Raw genomic sequence first — 18,272 nt, 5'->3', positions numbered from 1 at the left:
AACGGGTGACTCAGATCGTCGCGGTGTCGATCACGAAGCGGTAGCGGACGTCGCTCGCCAGCACCCGCTCGTACGCCTCGTTGATCTGATCCGCACTGATCAGCTCGATCTCCGCACCCAGCCCGTGCTCGGCGCAGAAGTCGAGCATCTCCTGGGTCTCGCGGATGCCGCCGATCCCCGAGCCTGCGAGGCTCTTGCGGCCGCCCATCAGGGAGAACACATTGAGCGATACGGGCTCCTCGGGGGCGCCGACGTTCACCATGACGCCGCCCGTCTTCAGCAGCCGCAGATACGCGTCGAGCGGAAGCGGCGCGGAGACCGTCGAGACGATCAGGTCGAAGGTGCCCGCGAGGTGCTCGAAGGTCGCCTCGTCGCTGGTCGCGTAGTAGTGGTCGGCGCCCAGCTTCAGCCCGTCGTCCTTCTTGCGGAGCGACTGGCTGAGCACTGTCACCTCGGCACCCAGCGCGTCGGCGATCTTGACGCCCATGTGGCCGAGGCCGCCCAGGCCGACGATCGCGACCTTCTTGCCGGGGCCCGCCTGCCAGTGGGCGAGGGGGGAGTAGAGGGTGATTCCGGCGCAGAGCAGCGGGGCTGCGACGTCCAGCGACAGACCGTCGGGGATGCGGACCGTGAATGCCTCGTCCACGACGATGTGGGTGGAGTAGCCGCCGTAGGTCGGCTCGCCGTTCTTGTCGAGGGCGTTGTACGTGCCGACGTTGCCGCCCGTGCAGTACTGCTCCAGACCGGCCTTGCAGTTGTCGCACTCGCGGCAGGAGTCGACCATGCAGCCGACGCCCACCCGGTCGCCCACGGCGAACTTCGTCACGCCCTGGCCGGTCTCGGTGACGATGCCCGCGATCTCATGGCCCGGCACCATCGGGAAGATGCCCTCGCCCCAGCCGTCGCGGGCCTGGTGGATGTCGGAGTGACAGATTCCGGCGTACTTGATCTCGATGAGAACGTCGTGCTCGCCCACCGGGCGGCGCGGGACGGTGGTCCGCTCCAGCGGCGCCTTGGCGGCGGGAGCGGCGTATGCGGAAACGGTGGTGGTCATGACGTCGAGCCTGGAGCAGCGCGCGCAAGCTACCCAGCCCTCTGTTGTGCCTACGTCCGGCGTGCGTACTACTGGCAGGGTCAGGCTGGACAGCCACGACTGACGAATACTGGCTGCATGGACCAGCGCGCCGAACTCAGCGAATTCCTCCGCTCACGCCGTGCCCGGCTCCAGCCGGAGGACGTGGGCCTGCCGCAGCTGGGCCGCCATCGCCGCGTGCCAGGGCTGCGCCGCGAGGAGCTGGCCCAGCTCGCCGGGGTGTCCGTGGCGTACTACACGCGTCTTGAGCAGGGCAACGGCCGCAATGTCTCCACCGAGGTGCTGGACGCGATCGCACGGGCGCTGCGGCTGACCGACGTCGAGCGCGACCATCTCACGCATCTCGCCAAGCCGAAGCAGAAGAAGCACCGGCGGATGGGGCGGCCGCAGCAGGTGCGTCCGGCGGTCCAGCAGCTGATCGACGCGATGGACACGGTGCCCGCCCTCATCTTCGGGCGGCGCCTGGACATCCTGGGCTGGAACCGCATGGCCCGCGCGCTGCTCGGCGACTTCGCCGCGCTCAAGCCGTGGGAGCGGAACATGGCGAAGATCGTCTTCCTCGACCCCAACGCCCGTGATCTGTACGTCGACTGGGAGTGCAAGGCGGTCGAGCTGGTCAGCGTGCTGCGGATGTACGCGGGCTGCTCGGCCGACGACCCCGAGCTGCCCGCGCTGATCGGCGAACTGTCGGTCAAGAGCGACGAGTTCCGCAGGCTGTGGGCCGCCCACACCGTGCAGGAGAAGGGCCATGGCGCCAAGCGGCTGCACCATCCGCTGGTGGGCGAGATGACCCTGTCGTACGAGACGCTGAGGCTGCCCGACGACCACGATCTGTCGCTGGTGACGTATCACGCGGAGCCGGGCAGCCGCTCGGCGGACTCGCTGCGGCTCCTGGCGGGATGGGGAATCGACGAGCGGGCCGACGCCGACCAGACCGGCTAGGCCAGGGCTTCTCAGAGCTTGCCGGGGCTTGTCAGAGCTTCACCTGGAAGACCGCGGCGGTCCGCTCGCGCCGGTAGCCGAGGCCCTCGTTGACCGCCAGCATCGGACCGTTGTCGTCGGCGACCGTCGTCGCGACCTCCCGTATGCCGGGCTGCGCGACGCTCACCGTCCCCAGCATGTGCCGCTTGACCGCACGGCCGAGCCCGCGGCCCCGGTGGGCCGGGGTGACCACCGTGTCGTACTGGATGGCGCGCACGTCCGACGGGTCGCGCAGCACGAGTTCGGTGTACGCGGCGACGGCGTCACCGCTCGCCGCATGGAGCACCGCCGAGGACAGGATCACCCCGCCCCGGTCCAGGATCACCTGCGCGGCGGCCCGCACGCGCTCGGCGTCCCAGGGGGTCACCTGCTCGTCCATGTCGCCGCTCGGGGCGTCCTCCATGGCGTTGTGCGCCTCGGCGAACGCGTCGGCGTGGGCATCGGGCACGACGCCCGCCCACTGGGCGTACGCATAGCCCTCGGGGAGCTCCGGCGGCTGTGGGTGCGCTTCGAGTGCCTCCCGCACATTCTGTACGTACCACCCGAGGGGCAGCACATTCCCGAAGCCGAGTCCGGCCGCGAACTCCTCGCCCGAGCCGCCGAGTTCGAGCAGGGTGGACACCGAGGTCCGCCCGTCGGCGGTGAGTTCGGCGCGCACGGCCTCCCACAGCGCGGCGCCGACGCCGCGCCGCCTCGCCCGCGGGTGGACGGCGAGCACATCGAGGAAGGCCGTGTGCCGGTTGCCCTCGTCCGTGAACAGCAGCAGCGAGGCCACGCCGTCGTACGAGCCGTCCGGTGCCGTCGCCGCGAGACGGACGGTGCGCCCGCTCGCCGATGACCGGGCCAGCTTCCCCTCGGTCTCGACCCGGCCGGGCGCCGGAACCCCGGCCGGAAGGTCGTGGGTGTGTGCCGCGGTGAGCACTTCGTGCCAGGCGTCGACGGAGGCGGCGGCGGGCGGGACGGAGAGGCTGGTGATCGTCATGACCCGGACGGTACGGGGCGGTCCGAGCCGACGCAGGCCAATTTCTTCGATCGCCACAACGACCGCGGCGGCACCCAGAGGGGTGCCGCCGCCTTCGTATGCCTGATGTGCCAGCGCGGGTCAGACCGCGGAACCGGCCTTCCACGCGCTCCAGCTCATGTTCCAGCCGTTCAGACCGTTGTCGGGCTGGACGGTCTTGTCCTTGGAGTTCTTCACGATGACGACGTCGCCGACGATCGAGTTGTCGAACAGCCAGGCCGCGGGCTGGTTCGGGTCGCCCGCCCCCTTGACGTCGTTGAGGCCGACACAGCCGTGGCTGGTGTTGGCGCTGCCGAAGATCGAGTCGGCGCCCCAGTAGTTGCCGTGGATGAACGTGCCCGACGTGGACAGCCGCATCGCGTGCGGGACGTCCTTGATGTCGTACTCGCCCTTGCCGTCCTTCTTCTTGAAGCCGACCGTCGAACCGTCCATCCGGGTCTCCTTGAACTTCTCGGAGATCACCATCTGGCCGTTGTAGGTCGGGTTGTCCGGGGCGCCGGCGGAGATCGGGATGGTCTTGATCGTCTTGCCGTCCTGAGTGATCGTCATCGTCTTGGACGACGCGTCGACGGTCGAGACCTGGTTACGGCCGATCTTGAACGTGACCGTCTTCTGCTGGACGCCGAAGACGCCGTCCGCGCCCTCGACACCGTCGAGGTTCAGCTTGAGGGTGACGGTCGAGCCCTCGGCCCAGTACTGGTCGGGGCGGAAGTCGAGACGCTGCCCGTTGAACCAGTGGCCGACGACCTCCTGGCCGCTGCTCGACGTCACGGTGATCCCGGACTGGACGGCCTTCTTGTCGGTGATCGCCTTGTTGAAGTTGATCGACACCGGCATACCGACGCCGACGGTGGAACCGTCCTCCGGCGTGAAGTTGCCGATGAAGCTGTTGTCGGGCGAGACCGTGGTGAAGGAGGAGTTCTCGTGGGCCTCGAGGCCCGCGGCATCCTTCGCGGATGCGGAGATCTTGTACGTGGTCGAGCGGTCGAGCTGCTCGTCCGGCTTCCAGCTCTTGCCGTCGGCGGCCAGCGTGCCCTTGACGCTCTTGCCGTCGGCGGTGGTCATCGTCACCTGAGTGAGCGTGCCGTCGCTGACGGTGACCTTGGCGTCATCGTTGATGCCCGCGTTGGTCGCGCCGTTCTTGGGCGAGATGACTATTCGGGCCTTCGAAGCGTCTTTCGCGGCGGCCTCGTCGACCTGGGCCTGCGATTTCTTCGAGCCGTCGGCGCCGCCCTTGTCCCCGTCGCCGCTGCAGGCGGATATCACCAGCACGCCGCCGAGCACCGCGGACGCGGCCATCAGGCCCCTGCGCCGCTTGCTGTCCGTCATCACACGCTTCTCCATCGTCGCCGATTCCCCTGACCAACTGCTTGGACAACACCCATTCCGGGCCATCCGGTTCCACATCCCGCGGGGATGTGGGCAACACCACTCAACGACACTCACCGACGCAGCCGGGGCCCGGCCGGTTGCACTACGGCACGAAAGGGGCCGGGTTCCGGTTCACTCACCCGACGAAACGGGCCCGGGGTCCGGCTGCCACCGGAGGCTACGGCCGTGCCCCGTCAGGGCCGTCGCCAGGACTGCCCTCAGGGCTCTCGTCCTCCTCGTAATCCCCATCCTCCTCGTCGAGATCCCAGTCCTCGGCATCGGGGTCGTACTCGATCTGCTCACTGCTCCAGGAAGCCTGGGCGAGATCGACCCCAGGAACCTCGCCGACCAGGTCGAAGGGGTCCACGAGATACGCGATGGCCTCGGCCTCGTCCTCGCGCACCGCCGAGCGCGCGTGCGTACGCTCCTCGTCCGGCATGAACTCGTCGGCCGCGATGCGCTCGAGCGCCGCGGCGGTCAGCGCTTCGGTATCGGCGATCTCCAGCACCAAATCCACCCGCAGCCGCACATAACGTGATGTCTCAGAAGTGGTCATACGACGGAGGGTAGAGCGCCCGGCCACTCGGCTTTCCCGCGACCCGCTGCTTTCACTAGCATCAGCGCACCGGCCAATTCGAGGATGCCTCAAGGGGGATCGACTCCGTGTCCGTCGCACGTCGACCGCTTCTCACCGCCACTGCCGCAGGGACTCTTCTGTGTGCGCTGTGGTTCGTCCCCTCGGCGAATGCCACGGCCGAGACGGAAGCGGTGACGGAGGCAGTACAGACACAGCAGACCGGCGCGGAAGCGGCGGCGCAGGGGCTGGCTCTCGCCGACACGGGCACCGTGGACACCACTCCGTATCTGATCGGCGGCACGGCATTTCTGGCGATCGGCGTGGGCTTCGTGACGTACTCGGTGCGCCGCCCTCAGTCGCCGGCGGGGCTGCGATGAGCCCCGCCGACAACTGAGCCACGGGTCAGGCCAGCGGGCCCGTCACCGGCTCCACGGCCGCGATGAGCGCTCCGTCCCGTACGAACGCGTCCGCCGCCTCCAGGTCGGGCGCGAGGAAGCGGTCCGGACCCGGACCCTCGACGCCCGCCGCGCGCAGCGCCCCGATCGCGGCCTGCGAAGCGGGCGCGGGGGTCAGATGGCGGCGCAGCTCGATGGCGCGGGTCGCGGCGTAGAGCTCCACCGCGAGGATCCGGTTCAGATTGCCGACTGCCGTACGCAGCTTGCGCGCGGCCGACCAGCCCATCGAGACATGGTCCTCCTGCATCGCCGACGACGGGATCGAGTCGGCGGAGGCAGGCACGGCGAGCCGCTTCATCTCACTGACCAGGGCGGCCTGGGTGTACTGGGCGATCATCAGGCCCGAGTCGACACCGGCGTCGTCGGCGAGGAACGGCGGCAGCCCGTGCGAGCGGTTCTTGTCGAGCAGCCGGTCCGTACGCCTCTCCGCGATCGATCCCAGATCCGCGGCGGCGATGGCCAGGAAGTCCAGGACGTATGCCACGGGGGCGCCGTGGAAGTTGCCGTTGGACTCGACACGGCCGTCGGGCAGCACAACCGGGTTGTCGACGGCCGAGGCGAGCTCGCGGTCGGCGACCAGGCGGGCGTGGGCGAGGGTGTCCCGTCCGGCGCCTGCGACCTGCGGGGCGCAGCGCACCGAGTACGCGTCCTGGACGCGGGGCGCCTCCTCCTCCTGGAAGTGGCCGACGAGACCGGAGCCCTTGAGGACGGCGCTCATGTTGGCGGCGGCGACGCCCTGGCCGGGGTGGGGGCGGATGGCGTGCAGTTCGGGCGCGAGGACCTTGTCGGTGCCGAGCAGCGCCTCCAGCGACAGCGCCGCGGTGATGTCGGCGGTCGTGTAGAGGCGGTGGAGGTCGGCAAGGGCCATGACCAGCATGCCGAGCATGCCGTCGGTGCCGTTGAGGAGGGCGAGGCCCTCCTTCTCGCGGAGCGCGACGGGGGCGATACCGTGCTCGGCGAGCAGCTCGCCGGCGGGCCTGACGGTGCCGTCGGGGCCCTCGGCGTCGCCCTCGCCCATGAGGGTCAGGGCGCAGTGGGACAGCGGCGCGAGGTCGCCGGAGCAGCCGAGGGAGCCGTACTCGTGGACGACGGGCGTGATGCCCGCGTTCAGTACGTCGGCCATGGTCTGGGCGACCTCGGGGCGTACGCCGGTGTGGCCGGAGGCCACGGTCTTCAGGCGCAGGAACATCAGCGCGCGGACGACCTCGCGCTCGACGCGCGGGCCCATGCCCGCGGCGTGCGAGCGGACGATGTTGCGCTGGAGCTGGGCGCGGAGCTCGCTGCTGATGTGCCGACTGGCGAGTGCGCCGAATCCGGTGGAGACCCCGTAGACGGGCTCCGGCTTGGCGGCGAGCGCGTCCACGATTCCGCGGGCGGCGGCGAGGGCGGCGACGGCCTCCTCGGAGAGCTCGATACGGGCGCCCTCGCGGGCCACGGCGATGACGTCTTCAGCGGTGGTACCGGACGTCCCCACCACGACTGTGTGCATATCCATATTCAGGAGCGTACGGACTGAATCCAAACCTGTCACTAGTGGTGGCCCGGTTGGCCCCTTACGCATCCGACGGCGCACGCGGCACCGCGCAGTGGGCTCAGGGTTCGCTCCACGGCTCCTGAGAGTCCTCGGGCCGCGCCGCCCGGAACGTGCGGCGCTCGTGCTCCGAGCGGGGCGGGGAGTCCGCGAGACGCAGCACCGTGCCGTCGCGGCCTGCGACCACGGGTTTCGGGGAACGGGCCGCCTTCGCCCGGTACTGGGCCGCGTCCGCGAGCCGGAACAGCCGGCGGGCCGAGCGGACCTGCCCGATCGGGTCGCCGGTGGACGCGACCCCGCAGGCCACGCCCTCCCCAAGCTCCAACTCACCTGCGCGTACGCAGAGTTCGTCCGCGACGCGGACCACCTCGTCCGCCGCCGGGCCGACCGAGACCAGACAGAACTCGTCCCCGCCGAGACGGGCCGCCAGTGCGCCCGGGAGCATCGCCCCGCACAGCGAGAGGACCGAGCCGAAACGTTCGAGCAGCCGGTCGCCGACGGCGTGGCCATGGGTGTCGTTCACCTGCTTCAGGCCGTTGAGATCGCACACCACCAGGCTGACGACCGAGCCGTCGACGCGATGGCGCTCCAGCGCCTCGTCGAGCCTTATGTCGACGGCCCGGCGGTTGGCGAGACCGGTCAGGGGGTCCGTGAACGCCAGCCTGCGGACCTCCTCAAGCCGCTCGGTCTGGGCGATCCCGGCCGCCACCACCGAGGCGAGCACGGTCGCGAAGTCCGCGTCCTCCCGGTCGAAGACGGGCTGGCCGGCGGCGCGTGCCACATACAGCTCCCCCCATGCCCGCCCGTGCAGCACGATGGGCGCGACGACACAGCAGCCCCGCCCTCGCCGACGCAGCGCATCCACGCGCTGATGGGAGTAGCCGGGCTCGCCGGACGCGTGGCCGTCGGCGGTCTCCACCCAGGCGTCGGGCTCACCGCCGCCGGCCCACTGCTCGTGCAGAAACTCCGTGATCTCCGGGAAACGGTTGACCGGGTACGTCTCGGACTCGGGGAACTCCTCCTCCCCCGCGGCGCGTTCGCCGGCGTTCACGAGCACCTTGAGGCGTCCGAGCTCCCGCTCCCACACGGACAGCGCCGCGAAGGACCCGGCGAGGGCGTCGCGCGCACCGAGCGCGGCGGCCCGCCAGGACTCGCGCGGCGTGTGCGCGCTGGCCATCGCCTGCGCCAGCGCCACTACGGCTCGCAGCCGCCGATCCTCAGCCATCACCCCAGCTTAGGGAGGTTTGCCCGATTTGATCAGTTGACGTAACCCGGGATTCCACGGGCCCCACCGCGGGCCCCGCCGCGCCTCACTCGCCGGGCCACTGCGGCTTCCGCTTCTCGTTGAACGCGGCGACACCCTCGGCGCGGTCCCCGGAGAAGGCCACCGAACGCCAGGCGGCGTCCTCGACCTCAAGACCGGCCCGCAGATCGAGCCCCTGCCCGAGCCGCATCGCACGCTTGGCGGCGCGCAGCCCGACGGGGGAATTCGCCGCGATCCGGGCGGCGAGCTCCAGCGCGCCGGTCCGGGCCTCGTCCACGAGCTGGTCGACGAGCCCCAACTCCCGGGCCTCCGCGGCCTCGACGCGCCGCGCCGTATAGACCAGCTCGGCGGCCCGTGCAGCCCCGACCCGGCGCGGCAGCAGCTGCGTGCCGCCGCCGCCGGGGATGACACCGACGGACACCTCGGGCAGCCCGACGACGGCGGTGTCGTCGGCCACGATCAGATCGCATGCCAGCGCGAGCTCGAACCCACCACCGAGCGCGAATCCGTGCACGGCGGCGACGGTGGGCATGGGCAGCTCCAGCACTCCGGTGTAGGCGGCCCGCGCGGTCGGCCGCTGCCGCACCAACTCGGCGTCGGAGAAGGAGTTCCGCTCCTTGAGATCGGCGCCGACGCAGAAGGCGCGCTCGTGGGTGGAGGTGAGGACGGTGACGCGTACATCCCGGTCGGCGGCGAGGGCGTCGCAGGCGGCGGCGATGGAACGGGCCATCTCGGTGGAGACGGCGTTCATGGCCTTGGGCCGGTCGAGTACGAGCTCGGCCACGTGCTCGTGCCTGCGTACGACGACGAATTCCCCGAAGCGCTGCTCGGACTCGGACATGACGACACCCTCCCGGTTAACGATGGTTCACCGGATCATAGGCCCGGCGGCCGGCGGGTCGCCCGGACTCAGCCGCGGCGGGACATCAGCCAGGGCTCCACCACGCCCAGTCCCCGCACCGGCCGCTGCCACATCGGCTGGAGCGCGAAGCGGTACGACGGTGCCTCCTCGCCCTCCTTCTCCGCCGCGGCCGCCTCCTCCGCCGCCTCTGCCTCGGAGGCCGGCGCGTCGCCCGTGCGGACAAGTTCCTCCGCGAACGCGCCGTCCACCAGCACCGCGTCCTTCGGCGCTATCGAGGTCAGACGGCTCGCCAGGTTCACCGTCGTGCCGAAGACGTCGCCCATCCGAGTCGTCACCGTCCCGAACGCGATACCGACGCGCAGCGCAGGCATCGTCTCGTCGTGCGTCATCGTCTCTATCAACCGCAGCGCGATCTCCGCCGCCGTGCCCGCGTCGTCCGCCGCGTACAGCACCTCGTCGCCGAGCGTCTTGATCAGGCGGCCGCCGTGCGCGGCGACGAGGTCGGCCGATGTGGTCTCGAACGCCTCGACCAGCTCGCCCAGTTCCTCCTCCTCCAGCCGCCGCGTGAGGCGGGTGAAGCCCACCAGGTCCGCGAAGCCGACCGCGAGACGGCGGTCGACCATCTCCTCGTCGTCGGCCGCCTGCACCACGCGCCCGGTCGCCGCGGCGAGCTGGCGGCGCCAGACGTAGACCAGGAACTCCTCCAGCTCGGGCAGGAGCAGCTCGACCAGGGGGTACGTGACTTCCGTGCGGGTCATCCCGGGCTCTGGCGGCTCGGTCAGGCCCTCCAGGAAGGAATCGATCTGCCATTCCGCCAGCCGGGCGGTGGTCTGGCCGGTCGAGCGGGCCACCTGGACCGCCATCGGCTCGCTCAGCAGACCCGCCTCGACCAGACCGGCGAGCCGCCGCAGGGCCAGCACGTCCGCCTCGGTCAGGGCCTTCGCCTGGCCGATGTCGGCGAAGCCCATGGCCCGCCAGAAGCGGGAGGCGAGCTCCATGGAGACTCCGGCCGTACGGGCGGCCTGAAACGGGGTGTAGCGCCGGTCCGCGCCCAGGATCAGCTGCTCAAGGCGGATCGCAAGGGGGTCGTCGGTCGGCTCCGCGGTGTGGTCGACCTCGTGGTGCGGCGTCGGATGCACCGAGGTGGACGCGGCGGCGGAGGACGTCCCCGAGGACGACGATGACGAATTCGACGGGGCGGACGCGCCGGACGAGTCCTCCGGCGGCTGCGCGCCCGCGCCGGAAGTGGTGTCGTCGACTGTCACCAGCCGCCTCCTGCCCGTTCCCTGCGCACTGCCCTGCCGATCTGTCGCTCGATCGCCTCAACGATACGGCAGGTGTGCCCTAGCTCACGTCCCGGTCGCCGTGTCGGTTCATCCGGCCGGCCGCAGGTGCACGATGTCGCCCGCGCTGATCGCCTGCCGCCCGCCGCCCTCCGTGGACAACACCAGACGCCCGTCGCTGTCGAGCGCCACCGCCTCGCCGATGACCGAGCGCTCGCCGGGCAGCTCGGCCCGTACCCGCCGTCCCAGCGTCGCGCAGCCCGCCGCGTACGCCTCCTGGAGCCCCGACAGGCCCGGGTCGCCGCCCGCCGCCCGCCAGTCGCCGTACCACTGCTCCAGCCCGCGCAGCACGGCCCGCAGCAGCGGGTCACGGTCGGTGGAGATCGCGTTCGCGAGGGCGAGTGAGCCCGCCGCCGGGACCGGCAGCTCGTCGGTATGCAGCGTGACATTGAGGCCGATCCCGACGACCACTGCGTCGTCGCCCGCACGCTCGGCGAGGATCCCGCCGGTCTTGCGCTCCTCGCCGTCGATCTTTACCAGCAGGTCATTGGGCCACTTGAGGTACATGTCCACTCCGGCGGCGCGTGCGAGGCCGGTCGCGGAGGCCACTCCGGCGAGCAGCGGCAGCCACCCCCAGCGCTCCACCGGGACGTCCGCTCCGGGCTTGAGCAGTACGGAGAAGAACAGCCCGGAGCGCGGGGGCGCCGACCAGGTGCGGTCCAGGCGCCCCCGCCCGGCCGTCTGCACCTCGGCGACGAGCACCGCCCCCTCCTCCAGGGACCCGGCTCTGGCAGCCAGGTCGGAGTTGGTGGACCCGGTCTCGGCCACGATGTCGAGCGAGGTCCACAGCCCGCCCGGCTGCAGCAGGGAGTGGCGCAGCGCGGCTTCGTTCAGCGGCGGCCGGTCGAGGTCGGACCAGCGGCTCTTGGGCGCATTCTCAGGCGTCATGCAAGCCAGGTTAGGTGTGGTAAACGACGCACTGCCGAACGGTATGCGCGCCGATACGCTACGAGTCAGTAGCCACCGACCCCGTGACCAGCCAGGGAGCCGCATCCCGATGTCCGAGCCGGAACAGATCGACATTCACACCACCGCAGGAAAGCTGGCGGATCTGCAGCGCCGTGTTGACGAGGCGACGCATGCCGGTTCCGCGCGCGCGGTGGAGAAGCAGCACGCCAAGGGCAAGTTGACCGCCCGTGAGCGCGTCGATCTGCTGTTGGACGAGGGTTCGTTCGTAGAGCTGGACGAGTTCGCCCGGCACCGGTCCACCGACTTCGGCATGGAGCAGAACCGCCCCTACGGCGACGGTGTGGTCACCGGCTACGGCACAGTCGACGGCCGCCCGGTGGCGGTCTTCTCCCAGGACTTCACGGTCCTCGGCGGTTCCCTGGGCGAGGTCTTCGGCCAGAAGATCATGAAGGTGATGGACTTCGCCCTCAAGACCGGCTGTCCGGTCATCGGCATCAACGACTCCGGGGGCGCCCGTATCCAGGAGGGCGTCATGGCCCTCGGCATGTACGGCGAGATCTTCCGCCGCAACACCCACGCCTCCGGCGTGATCCCCCAGATCTCGCTGATCGTCGGACCCTGCGCGGGCGGCGCCGTCTACTCCCCCGCCATAACCGACTTCACGGTGATGGTCGACCAGACCTCGCACATGTTCATCACCGGACCCGATGTCATCAAGACGGTCACCGGCGAGGACGTCGGCTTCGAGGAGCTGGGCGGAGCCCGTACGCACAACACCACCTCGGGTGTCGCGCACCACATGGCGGGCGACGAGAAGGACGCCGTCGAGTACGTCAAGTCGCTGCTGTCGTACCTGCCGTCCAACAACCTCTCCGAGGCACCGGCCTTCCCCGAGGAGGCCGACCTGGAGACGACCGACGAGGACCGCGAGCTCGACACGCTCATCCCCGACTCCGCGAACCAGCCGTACGACATGCACACGGCCATCGAGCATGTGCTGGACGACGGCGAATTCCTGGAGACGCAGGCGCTGTTCGCGCCGAACATCATCACCGGCTTCGGGCGGGTCGAGGGCTACCCGGTCGGCATCGTCGCCAACCAGCCGATGCAGTACGCGGGCTGCCTGGACATCAACGCATCCGAGAAGGCCGCGCGCTTCGTGCGCACCTGCGACGCCTTCAACGTGCCGGTGCTGACCTTCGTCGACGTGCCCGGCTTCCTGCCCGGCGTGGACCAGGAGTACGGCGGCATCATCCGCCGCGGCGCGAAGCTGATCTACGCGTACGCGGAGGCGACGGTCCCGCTGATCACGGTGATCACGCGCAAGGCCTTCGGCGGCGCGTACGACGTCATGGGCTCCAAGCACCTGGGCGCCGACCTCAATCTGGCCTGGCCGACCTCGCAGATCGCGGTCATGGGCGCGCAGGGCGCGGTGAACATCCTGCACCGCCGCACCATCGCGGCCGCGGACGACATCGAGGCGACCCGCGCGGAACTGATCCAGGACTACGAGGACACGCTCCTCAACCCGTACATCGCGGCCGAGCGCGGCTACGTCGACGCGGTGATCATGCCGTCGGACACGCGGGTGCAGATCGTGAAGGGCCTGCGTCAGCTGCGTACGAAGCGGGAAACCCTGCCGCCGAAGAAGCACGGCAACATCCCCCTCTAGGAAGGGACTTGACGATGATCAAGGTCGTACGAGGAAATCCCACCCCGGAGGAGCTGGCCGCCGCCCTGGCGGTGGTCCAGGCGCGCGCCGCGGCGACGGCCGCGGCGGTGGAGGGCTCTCCGCTGCCGCCGGAACAGTGGTCGGACCCGGCGCGCATCGCCCGCACCCGAAGGCCCCTGCCGGGCCCGAGGGCCTGGGCCCGCAGCTACTGGCCGGTGTGACAACCGGGCTCCGGCCCGATCCCCGGTGCGCCCGACGGCGTACCCGAGGGTCGGGCCGGAGTCGCGAGTAGTCACGCCGACACCGGAAATTGGCCCGTTGTCACCCCAGGTGTTGAGTACCCGTACTCAGGCGCCGCCCGGCCGCCCGCAGCAGGATCGAAGACATGCTGTGGTCCGACCCGGAGAACGAGCCCCCCAAAGAGCTGCGCGAGACGCAGGCGATGATGCGCCGCGCGGGCCTGCTGCTGGCCCTGGCCATGGTGGTGGCGATGTTCGTGGTCGGCCTGCACTGAGTGCCGCCTACGATGACCCCATGACCGCTCAGCGCCCCCGCCTCGTCCTCGGCTCCGCATCCCCCGCGCGCCTCAATCTGCTGCGCCAGGCCGGACTCGCCCCAGAAGTGATCGTCAGCGGCGTCGACGAGGACGCGCTGAGCGCCCCGACCCCGGCCGAGCTGGCCCTGGTGCTCGCCGAGGCGAAGGCCGCCGCCGTGGCCGCGCGCCCCGAGGCCTCCGGCGCGCTCGTCATCGGCTGCGACTCGATACTCGAACTCGACGGCGAGGCCCTCGGCAAGCCGGCCGACGAGGAGGACGCGACAGCCCGCTGGAAGGCCATGCGTGGCCGCTCGGGCATCCTGCAGACCGGCCACTGCGTGACGGACACGGCGACCGGCCGCAGCGCCTCCGCGACCGCGTCGACGACGGTGCGCTTCGGCGACCCGACGGACGCCGAGATCGCCGCGTACGTCGCGAGCGGCGAACCGCTGCATGTGGCGGGCGCGTTCACGCTGGACGGCCGTTCGGCGGCGTTCATCGACTCCATCGACGGCGACTACGGGAACGTGATCGGGCTCTCGCTGCCGCTGCTGCGCACACTGCTGGCCGAGCTCGGCTTCTCGATCACGGACCTGTGGACGGACTGAACGACGAACTGCCGACGAACTGAACGACGGGCTGAACCACCCCCGCCGCAGGGCCGGTTGACGTCAGTTCAGCGTCAGGATCACGTCAGACTCAAAACCGGCTCACGCGTGGCTCACGCCCGGCTAACGCACAGCTCAGGCCCGGCTGGGATCCCGCTCAGGCGGGGGCGGCACCGTTCGTCGGAGAGGGCTCACTCACGGTCTCTTCCTTCTGTGGCTTCTCGCCATTTCCAAACGCGAGCAGCACCAGAACGATCAGTCCGAGCACCACCATCATGAACGCGAACGCGTCCCAGCCGACGAGACCCACCGTCAGCGCGCCCAGCACCCCGTGCGTGATCGCGCACGAGATCAGCAGGATCCGGGCGACGCGGCCAGGAGCCCGGTCGCGCAGACCGGCCAGCAGCATGACCACACCGCACGCGGCGAGGTAGAGACCGAAGACGCCGCCCATCACCCACGTGCCCGTGACCATCGCGTCAGGGTCCAGGTCGGCAAGCGACATGCTCTGCTTGTCGACGAAGGTGGCGAGAACGCCGTTGATCACCACGATGCCGATGGCCTCCATCAGCAGAACAAGCGCGGCCACCACGGCCACCGGTCTGCGCGCCACGGCGCCCCCAACCCTCTGTTACCGGAAGTATGTACGACATCCCGAACGCTACTAACGGGTAAAGGGTGGGACAAGGGGCGCGGCACGCTCGGTCTCGCAGCAAAGAATCATTGGGCCATTCGTAGGGACTCCACAAAGAAACCCGTTCGGCCGCTGGCGTCCAGAACAGAGACCTGTGCCACACCACAGGGTTACTGTGCGAGGAAGGAACCCGTCGTACCTTGGTGCGACAAGGGATTTCGCGACTTGCGCGAGCCTCGAATCACGCTCCGTGTGTGCAAGCTCACCATTGGGGACGGGTCGAAGGACGGTGTGCGGCTTCCCTAAACTCAGCTTGTTTCAAGGAGGGAGCCATCGTGCGCAAGGTGCTCATCGCCAACCGTGGCGAAATCGCTGTCCGCGTTGCCCGTGCCTGCCGGGACGCCGGGATCGCGAGCGTAGCCGTCTACGCCGATCCGGACCGGGACGCTCTGCATGTCCGCGCGGCCGACGAGGCGTTCGCCCTGGGCGGTGACACCCCGGCCGCCAGCTATCTGGACATGGCCAAGGTGCTCCAGGCCGCGAAGGACGCAGGAGCGGACGCCATCCATCCCGGATACGGCTTCCTCTCGGAGAACGCGGACTTCGCGCAGGCCGTGCTGGACGCCGGTCTGACGTGGATCGGCCCGCCGCCGCAGGCGATCCGCGATCTGGGTGACAAGGTCGCCGCCCGTCATATCGCTCAGCGCGCCGGCGCCCCGCTGGTCGCCGGTACGCCCGACCCGGTCTCCGGCGCCGACGAGGTCGTCGCCTTCGCCGAGGAGCACGGGCTGCCGATCGCGATCAAGGCGGCGTTCGGCGGTGGCGGCCGCGGTCTGAAGGTCGCCCGCAACCTCGAAGAGGTGCCGGAGCTGTACGACTCCGCGGTGCGCGAGGCCGTCGCCGCCTTCGGGCGCGGCGAGTGCTTCGTCGAGCGGTACCTGGACAAGCCGCGGCACGTGGAGACCCAGTGCCTGGCCGACAGCCACGGCAATGTCGTCGTCGTGTCGACGCGTGACTGCTCGCTGCAGCGCCGCCACCAGAAGCTGGTCGAGGAGGCGCCCGCGCCCTTCCTCTCCGAGGCGCAGAACGCCGAGCTGTACGCCGCTTCCAAGGCCATCCTCAAGGAGGCCGGTTACGTCGGCGCCGGCACCGTCGAGTTCCTCGTCGGTGTCGACGGCACGATCTCCTTCCTGGAGGTCAACACGCGTCTCCAGGTGGAGCACCCGGTCACCGAAGAGGTCACCGGCATCGACCTGGTCCGCGAGATGTTCCGTATCGCCGACGGCGAAGAGCTGGGTTACGACGACCCGGCGGTGCGCGGTCACTCCTTCGAGTTCCGCATCAACGGCGAGGACCCAGGCCGGGGCTTCCTCCCGGCCCCCGGCACGGTGACCACGTTCGCCGCGCCGAGCGGCCCGGGCGTGCGCCTGGACGCCGGTGTCGAGTCCGGTTCGGTGATCGGCCCGGCCTGGGACTCGCTCCTGGCCAAGCTGATCGTCACGGGCGCGACGCGTGAGCAGGCGCTTCAGCGTGCGGCGCGTGCGCTGGCCGAGTTCAACATCGAGGGCATGGCCACGGCCATCCCGTTCCACCGTGCGGTCGTCGTGGACCCGGCGTTCACCGCGGACCCCTTCCGGGTCCACACCCGGTGGATCGAGACCGAGTTCGTCAACGAGATCAAGCCCTTCGCCGCCCCCACGGAGGCGGACACCGATGAGGAGCCGGGCCGCGAGACGGTCATCGTCGAGGTCGGCGGCAAGCGCCTGGAGGTCTCGCTGCCGTCCTCGCTGGGCATGACGCTGGCCCGCACCGGCCTGGCCGCGGGCGCCAAGCCCAAGCGGCGTGCCGCGAAGAAGTCCGCGTCGGCGGCCTCCGGTGACACCCTCGCCTCTCCCATGCAGGGCACGATCGTCAAGATCGCGGTCGAGGAGGGCCAGGAGGTCAAGGAGGGCGACCTCGTCGTCGTCCTGGAGGCGATGAAGATGGAGCAGCCGCTGAACGCGCACCGCTCCGGCACGATCAAGGGCCTGTCGGCCGAGGTCGGCGCGTCGATCTCCTCCGGCGCGACGATCTGCGAGATCAAGGACTGACGTCCGGCTGAGTGTGTACGTGTGTGGGGCCTGCCCGGTACGTCGACGGGCAGGCCCCACACGTGTGTTCAGCCCCGCTTGTCAGTTTTCAGGGTGCTGGGCATGGCGGCAGTGCCTCCAGGGGACGGCAATATGCGGAGGAGTCCTCCGCTTTCGCGATGGCATCCTGGACACTGGACGTCGGGGGCGGACTCAGGGAGGACGGCGCGATGGCGACCAGTACGTCGACGACCGGCACGGCAGCAGGTGCGCCGGCCAGCCCGGCCAGCCCGGCACGCCCGATGCGGGCGGATGCGCGCCGCAACTACGAACGGCTGCTCACCGAAGCACGTGCCGCCTTCGCCGAGTACGGCACCGACGCCTCGCTCGAAGAGATCGCGCGGCGCTCGGGCGTGGGCATCGGCACGCTGTACCGGCACTTCCCCAACCGCCACGCGATGATGAGCGCGGTCTTCCAGGAGGCCCTGGCCTCACTGCTGCAGCGCTCCCGCGAACTGGCCTCGGCGGAGCAGCCGTGCGGCGCCCTGGTGGAGTGGCTGCGCGCCATCATCACTCATGCGGGTGAGTACCGCGGTCTGGCGCGGGCGCTCATGTCGGCCTCGCACGACGAGACTTCGGCGCTGTCGCAATGCAGCGTGCCGATGCGCGAGGCGGGCGAACGCCTGCTGATCCGCGCACAGGAGAGCGGCGCGGTTCGGGCGGATGTCTCGATCGGCGACCTGATGCAACTGACGAACGCGATCGCACTGGCGGCGGAGGAGGAGCCGGGGGACGCGGAGTTGGCGGACAGGCTGCTGATGCTGACGCTGCGGGGCCTGAAGGGGAACGGCGGCACGTAGGCCCGCTGCGCGGGGCTTGCCCCCACCCCGCCCCTTCCCGAAACCGGGGCAGGCCCCGGACCCCGGGGCGGCAGCTTCGCGCCGCCGGGCGAGGTGCATGGTTGCCGGGCGACGGGTTACGAACCCGGTGCAAGCTCCCGACCCGGGGCGGCAGGGGCCACGGGTGCTCTGCGGCGGCTCCGGGCTGCCAGGAGCCTACGGCGCGCGCCGACAGGGCACGCACGACCAAAGGGGCCGGCCCGGGCCCCGACGGCAGCTTCGCGCCGCACGTTGACGCCAGCGGCGGGCCCCCGACCCACGGCACCCACGAACGCGGTGCCTACCGGCGGCTCGCCCGCGAAGCCACCCACCGGGCAGCAACCACCAACGCCCCCGGCCCACGGCACCCACAAAACGCGGTGCCTACCGGCGGCTCGCCCGCGAAGCCACCCACCGGGCAGCAACCACCAACGCCCCCGGCCCACGGCACCCACAAAACGCGGTGCCT

At 70.4% G+C, this 18,272-nt stretch carries 18 protein-coding genes; 8 read left to right on the top strand and 10 right to left on the bottom strand.

Annotated elements, in window-relative coordinates; all coding sequences use genetic code 11:
* Positions 1-10: 10 nt before the first annotated feature.
* Positions 11-1,054: an NAD(P)-dependent alcohol dehydrogenase gene (locus ABZS64_RS15020; RefSeq protein WP_355828464.1), complete on the bottom strand. Its 1,044-nt coding sequence runs from the start codon at positions 1,052-1,054 to the stop codon at positions 11-13.
* Positions 1,055-1,171: 117 nt separating this feature from the next.
* On the opposite strand from ABZS64_RS15020, the gene ABZS64_RS15015 reads away from it, so the two are divergent.
* Positions 1,172-2,035 (top strand): helix-turn-helix transcriptional regulator, encoded by an 864-nt coding sequence (locus ABZS64_RS15015; protein ID WP_355828461.1) that lies wholly within the window; start codon positions 1,172-1,174, stop codon positions 2,033-2,035.
* Between the two features lie 31 nt (positions 2,036-2,066).
* Here the strand turns inward: ABZS64_RS15015 and ABZS64_RS15010 are convergent, their stop codons facing one another.
* From ABZS64_RS15010 to ABZS64_RS15000, 3 genes are all read right to left on the bottom strand, one after another.
* Entirely contained in the window at positions 2,067-3,056 is a 990-nt protein-coding gene (locus ABZS64_RS15010; RefSeq protein WP_355828457.1) for a GNAT family N-acetyltransferase, read from the bottom strand.
* Positions 3,057-3,176: 120 nt separating this feature from the next.
* Positions 3,177-4,439, bottom strand: a complete 1,263-nt coding sequence (locus ABZS64_RS15005; RefSeq protein ID WP_355828454.1) for an Ig-like domain-containing protein — start codon at positions 4,437-4,439, stop codon at positions 3,177-3,179.
* A gap of 205 nt (positions 4,440-4,644) precedes the next feature.
* Complete coding sequence (locus ABZS64_RS15000) at positions 4,645-5,022, bottom strand: hypothetical protein (protein ID WP_355828451.1); 378 nt, start codon at positions 5,020-5,022, stop codon at positions 4,645-4,647.
* 107 nt (positions 5,023-5,129) lie between these two features.
* On the opposite strand from ABZS64_RS15000, the gene ABZS64_RS14995 reads away from it, so the two are divergent.
* The gene (locus ABZS64_RS14995) at positions 5,130-5,420 is read left to right on the top strand and encodes a hypothetical protein (protein WP_355828448.1); all 291 of its coding nucleotides are present in this window, start codon (positions 5,130-5,132) and stop codon (positions 5,418-5,420) included.
* Positions 5,421-5,445: 25 nt separating this feature from the next.
* Here the strand turns inward: ABZS64_RS14995 and hutH are convergent, their stop codons facing one another.
* The 5 genes from hutH to ABZS64_RS14970 all read right to left on the bottom strand — a co-directional run bounded on the left by hutH (position 5,446) and on the right by ABZS64_RS14970 (position 11,386).
* Positions 5,446-6,987 carry a histidine ammonia-lyase gene (hutH, locus tag ABZS64_RS14990; protein WP_355828825.1) on the bottom strand — a complete coding sequence of 514 codons (1,542 nt, stop codon included), beginning with the start codon at positions 6,985-6,987 and terminating at the stop codon, positions 5,446-5,448.
* A gap of 103 nt (positions 6,988-7,090) precedes the next feature.
* On the bottom strand, positions 7,091-8,257 hold the full coding sequence (locus ABZS64_RS14985) for a sensor domain-containing diguanylate cyclase (protein WP_355828446.1): 1,167 nt from the start codon (positions 8,255-8,257) through the stop codon (positions 7,091-7,093).
* Between the two features lie 82 nt (positions 8,258-8,339).
* On the bottom strand, positions 8,340-9,134 hold the full coding sequence (locus ABZS64_RS14980; RefSeq protein ID WP_355828443.1) for an enoyl-CoA hydratase-related protein: 795 nt from the start codon (positions 9,132-9,134) through the stop codon (positions 8,340-8,342).
* 68 nt (positions 9,135-9,202) lie between these two features.
* Complete coding sequence (locus tag ABZS64_RS14975; protein WP_355828440.1) at positions 9,203-10,420, bottom strand: adenylate/guanylate cyclase domain-containing protein; 1,218 nt, start codon at positions 10,418-10,420, stop codon at positions 9,203-9,205.
* A gap of 108 nt (positions 10,421-10,528) precedes the next feature.
* A complete protein-coding gene (locus ABZS64_RS14970; RefSeq protein ID WP_355828437.1) occupies positions 10,529-11,386 on the bottom strand; it encodes a biotin--[acetyl-CoA-carboxylase] ligase in 858 nt (285 codons plus the stop codon).
* Positions 11,387-11,495: 109 nt separating this feature from the next.
* On the opposite strand from ABZS64_RS14970, the gene ABZS64_RS14965 reads away from it, so the two are divergent.
* The 4 genes from ABZS64_RS14965 to ABZS64_RS14950 all read left to right on the top strand — a co-directional run bounded on the left by ABZS64_RS14965 (position 11,496) and on the right by ABZS64_RS14950 (position 14,222).
* Positions 11,496-13,079 (top strand): acyl-CoA carboxylase subunit beta, encoded by a 1,584-nt coding sequence (locus ABZS64_RS14965; RefSeq protein WP_355828434.1) that lies wholly within the window; start codon positions 11,496-11,498, stop codon positions 13,077-13,079.
* Positions 13,080-13,093: 14 nt separating this feature from the next.
* The gene (locus ABZS64_RS14960) at positions 13,094-13,300 is read left to right on the top strand and encodes an acyl-CoA carboxylase subunit epsilon (protein WP_355828822.1); all 207 of its coding nucleotides are present in this window, start codon (positions 13,094-13,096) and stop codon (positions 13,298-13,300) included.
* Between the two features lie 164 nt (positions 13,301-13,464).
* Complete coding sequence (locus ABZS64_RS14955; protein ID WP_266486898.1) at positions 13,465-13,593, top strand: hypothetical protein; 129 nt, start codon at positions 13,465-13,467, stop codon at positions 13,591-13,593.
* A gap of 20 nt (positions 13,594-13,613) precedes the next feature.
* Positions 13,614-14,222: a nucleoside triphosphate pyrophosphatase gene (locus tag ABZS64_RS14950; RefSeq protein WP_355828431.1), complete on the top strand. Its 609-nt coding sequence runs from the start codon at positions 13,614-13,616 to the stop codon at positions 14,220-14,222.
* 157 nt (positions 14,223-14,379) lie between these two features.
* Here the strand turns inward: ABZS64_RS14950 and ABZS64_RS14945 are convergent, their stop codons facing one another.
* The gene (locus ABZS64_RS14945) at positions 14,380-14,790 is read right to left on the bottom strand and encodes a hypothetical protein (protein ID WP_355828819.1); all 411 of its coding nucleotides are present in this window, start codon (positions 14,788-14,790) and stop codon (positions 14,380-14,382) included.
* A gap of 401 nt (positions 14,791-15,191) precedes the next feature.
* Here ABZS64_RS14945 and ABZS64_RS14940 point away from each other — a divergent pair, with 401 nt between their 5' ends.
* Together ABZS64_RS14940 and ABZS64_RS14935 are read left to right on the top strand one after the other, a co-directional pair.
* On the top strand, positions 15,192-16,946 hold the full coding sequence (locus ABZS64_RS14940; protein WP_355828428.1) for a biotin carboxylase N-terminal domain-containing protein: 1,755 nt from the start codon (positions 15,192-15,194) through the stop codon (positions 16,944-16,946).
* Positions 16,947-17,227: 281 nt separating this feature from the next.
* Complete coding sequence (locus ABZS64_RS14935; RefSeq protein WP_355828816.1) at positions 17,228-17,785, top strand: helix-turn-helix domain-containing protein; 558 nt, start codon at positions 17,228-17,230, stop codon at positions 17,783-17,785.
* The last annotated feature ends 487 nt before the right edge of the window (positions 17,786-18,272 follow it).

The sequence above is a fragment of the Streptomyces sp. NPDC005408 genome, assembly GCF_040606445.1.
GTDB lineage: Bacteria > Actinomycetota > Actinomycetes > Streptomycetales > Streptomycetaceae > Streptomyces.
This window is presented reverse-complemented; position numbering and strand designations above follow the sequence as displayed.

Bases quoted from the DNA above. Each gene is read 5' to 3' on its own strand.
- ABZS64_RS15020 (WP_355828464.1), bottom strand. From the start codon at position 1,054: ATGACCACCACCGTTTCCGCATACGCCGCTCCCGCCGCCAAGGCGCCG.
- ABZS64_RS15015 (WP_355828461.1), top strand. From the start codon at position 1,172: ATGGACCAGCGCGCCGAACTCAGCGAATTCCTCCGCTCACGCCGTGCC.
- ABZS64_RS15010 (WP_355828457.1), bottom strand. From the start codon at position 3,056: ATGACGATCACCAGCCTCTCCGTCCCGCCCGCCGCCGCCTCCGTCGAC.
- ABZS64_RS15005 (WP_355828454.1), bottom strand. From the start codon at position 4,439: ATGGAGAAGCGTGTGATGACGGACAGCAAGCGGCGCAGGGGCCTGATG.
- ABZS64_RS15000 (WP_355828451.1), bottom strand. From the start codon at position 5,022: ATGACCACTTCTGAGACATCACGTTATGTGCGGCTGCGGGTGGATTTG.
- hutH (WP_355828825.1), bottom strand. From the start codon at position 6,987: ATGCACACAGTCGTGGTGGGGACGTCCGGTACCACCGCTGAAGACGTC.
- ABZS64_RS14980 (WP_355828443.1), bottom strand. From the start codon at position 9,134: ATGTCCGAGTCCGAGCAGCGCTTCGGGGAATTCGTCGTCGTACGCAGG.
- ABZS64_RS14970 (WP_355828437.1), bottom strand. From the start codon at position 11,386: ATGACGCCTGAGAATGCGCCCAAGAGCCGCTGGTCCGACCTCGACCGG.
- ABZS64_RS14965 (WP_355828434.1), top strand. From the start codon at position 11,496: ATGTCCGAGCCGGAACAGATCGACATTCACACCACCGCAGGAAAGCTG.
- ABZS64_RS14960 (WP_355828822.1), top strand. From the start codon at position 13,094: ATGATCAAGGTCGTACGAGGAAATCCCACCCCGGAGGAGCTGGCCGCC.
- ABZS64_RS14955 (WP_266486898.1), top strand. From the start codon at position 13,465: ATGCTGTGGTCCGACCCGGAGAACGAGCCCCCCAAAGAGCTGCGCGAG.
- ABZS64_RS14950 (WP_355828431.1), top strand. From the start codon at position 13,614: ATGACCGCTCAGCGCCCCCGCCTCGTCCTCGGCTCCGCATCCCCCGCG.
- ABZS64_RS14945 (WP_355828819.1), bottom strand. From the start codon at position 14,790: ATGGAGGCCATCGGCATCGTGGTGATCAACGGCGTTCTCGCCACCTTC.
- ABZS64_RS14935 (WP_355828816.1), top strand. From the start codon at position 17,228: ATGCGGGCGGATGCGCGCCGCAACTACGAACGGCTGCTCACCGAAGCA.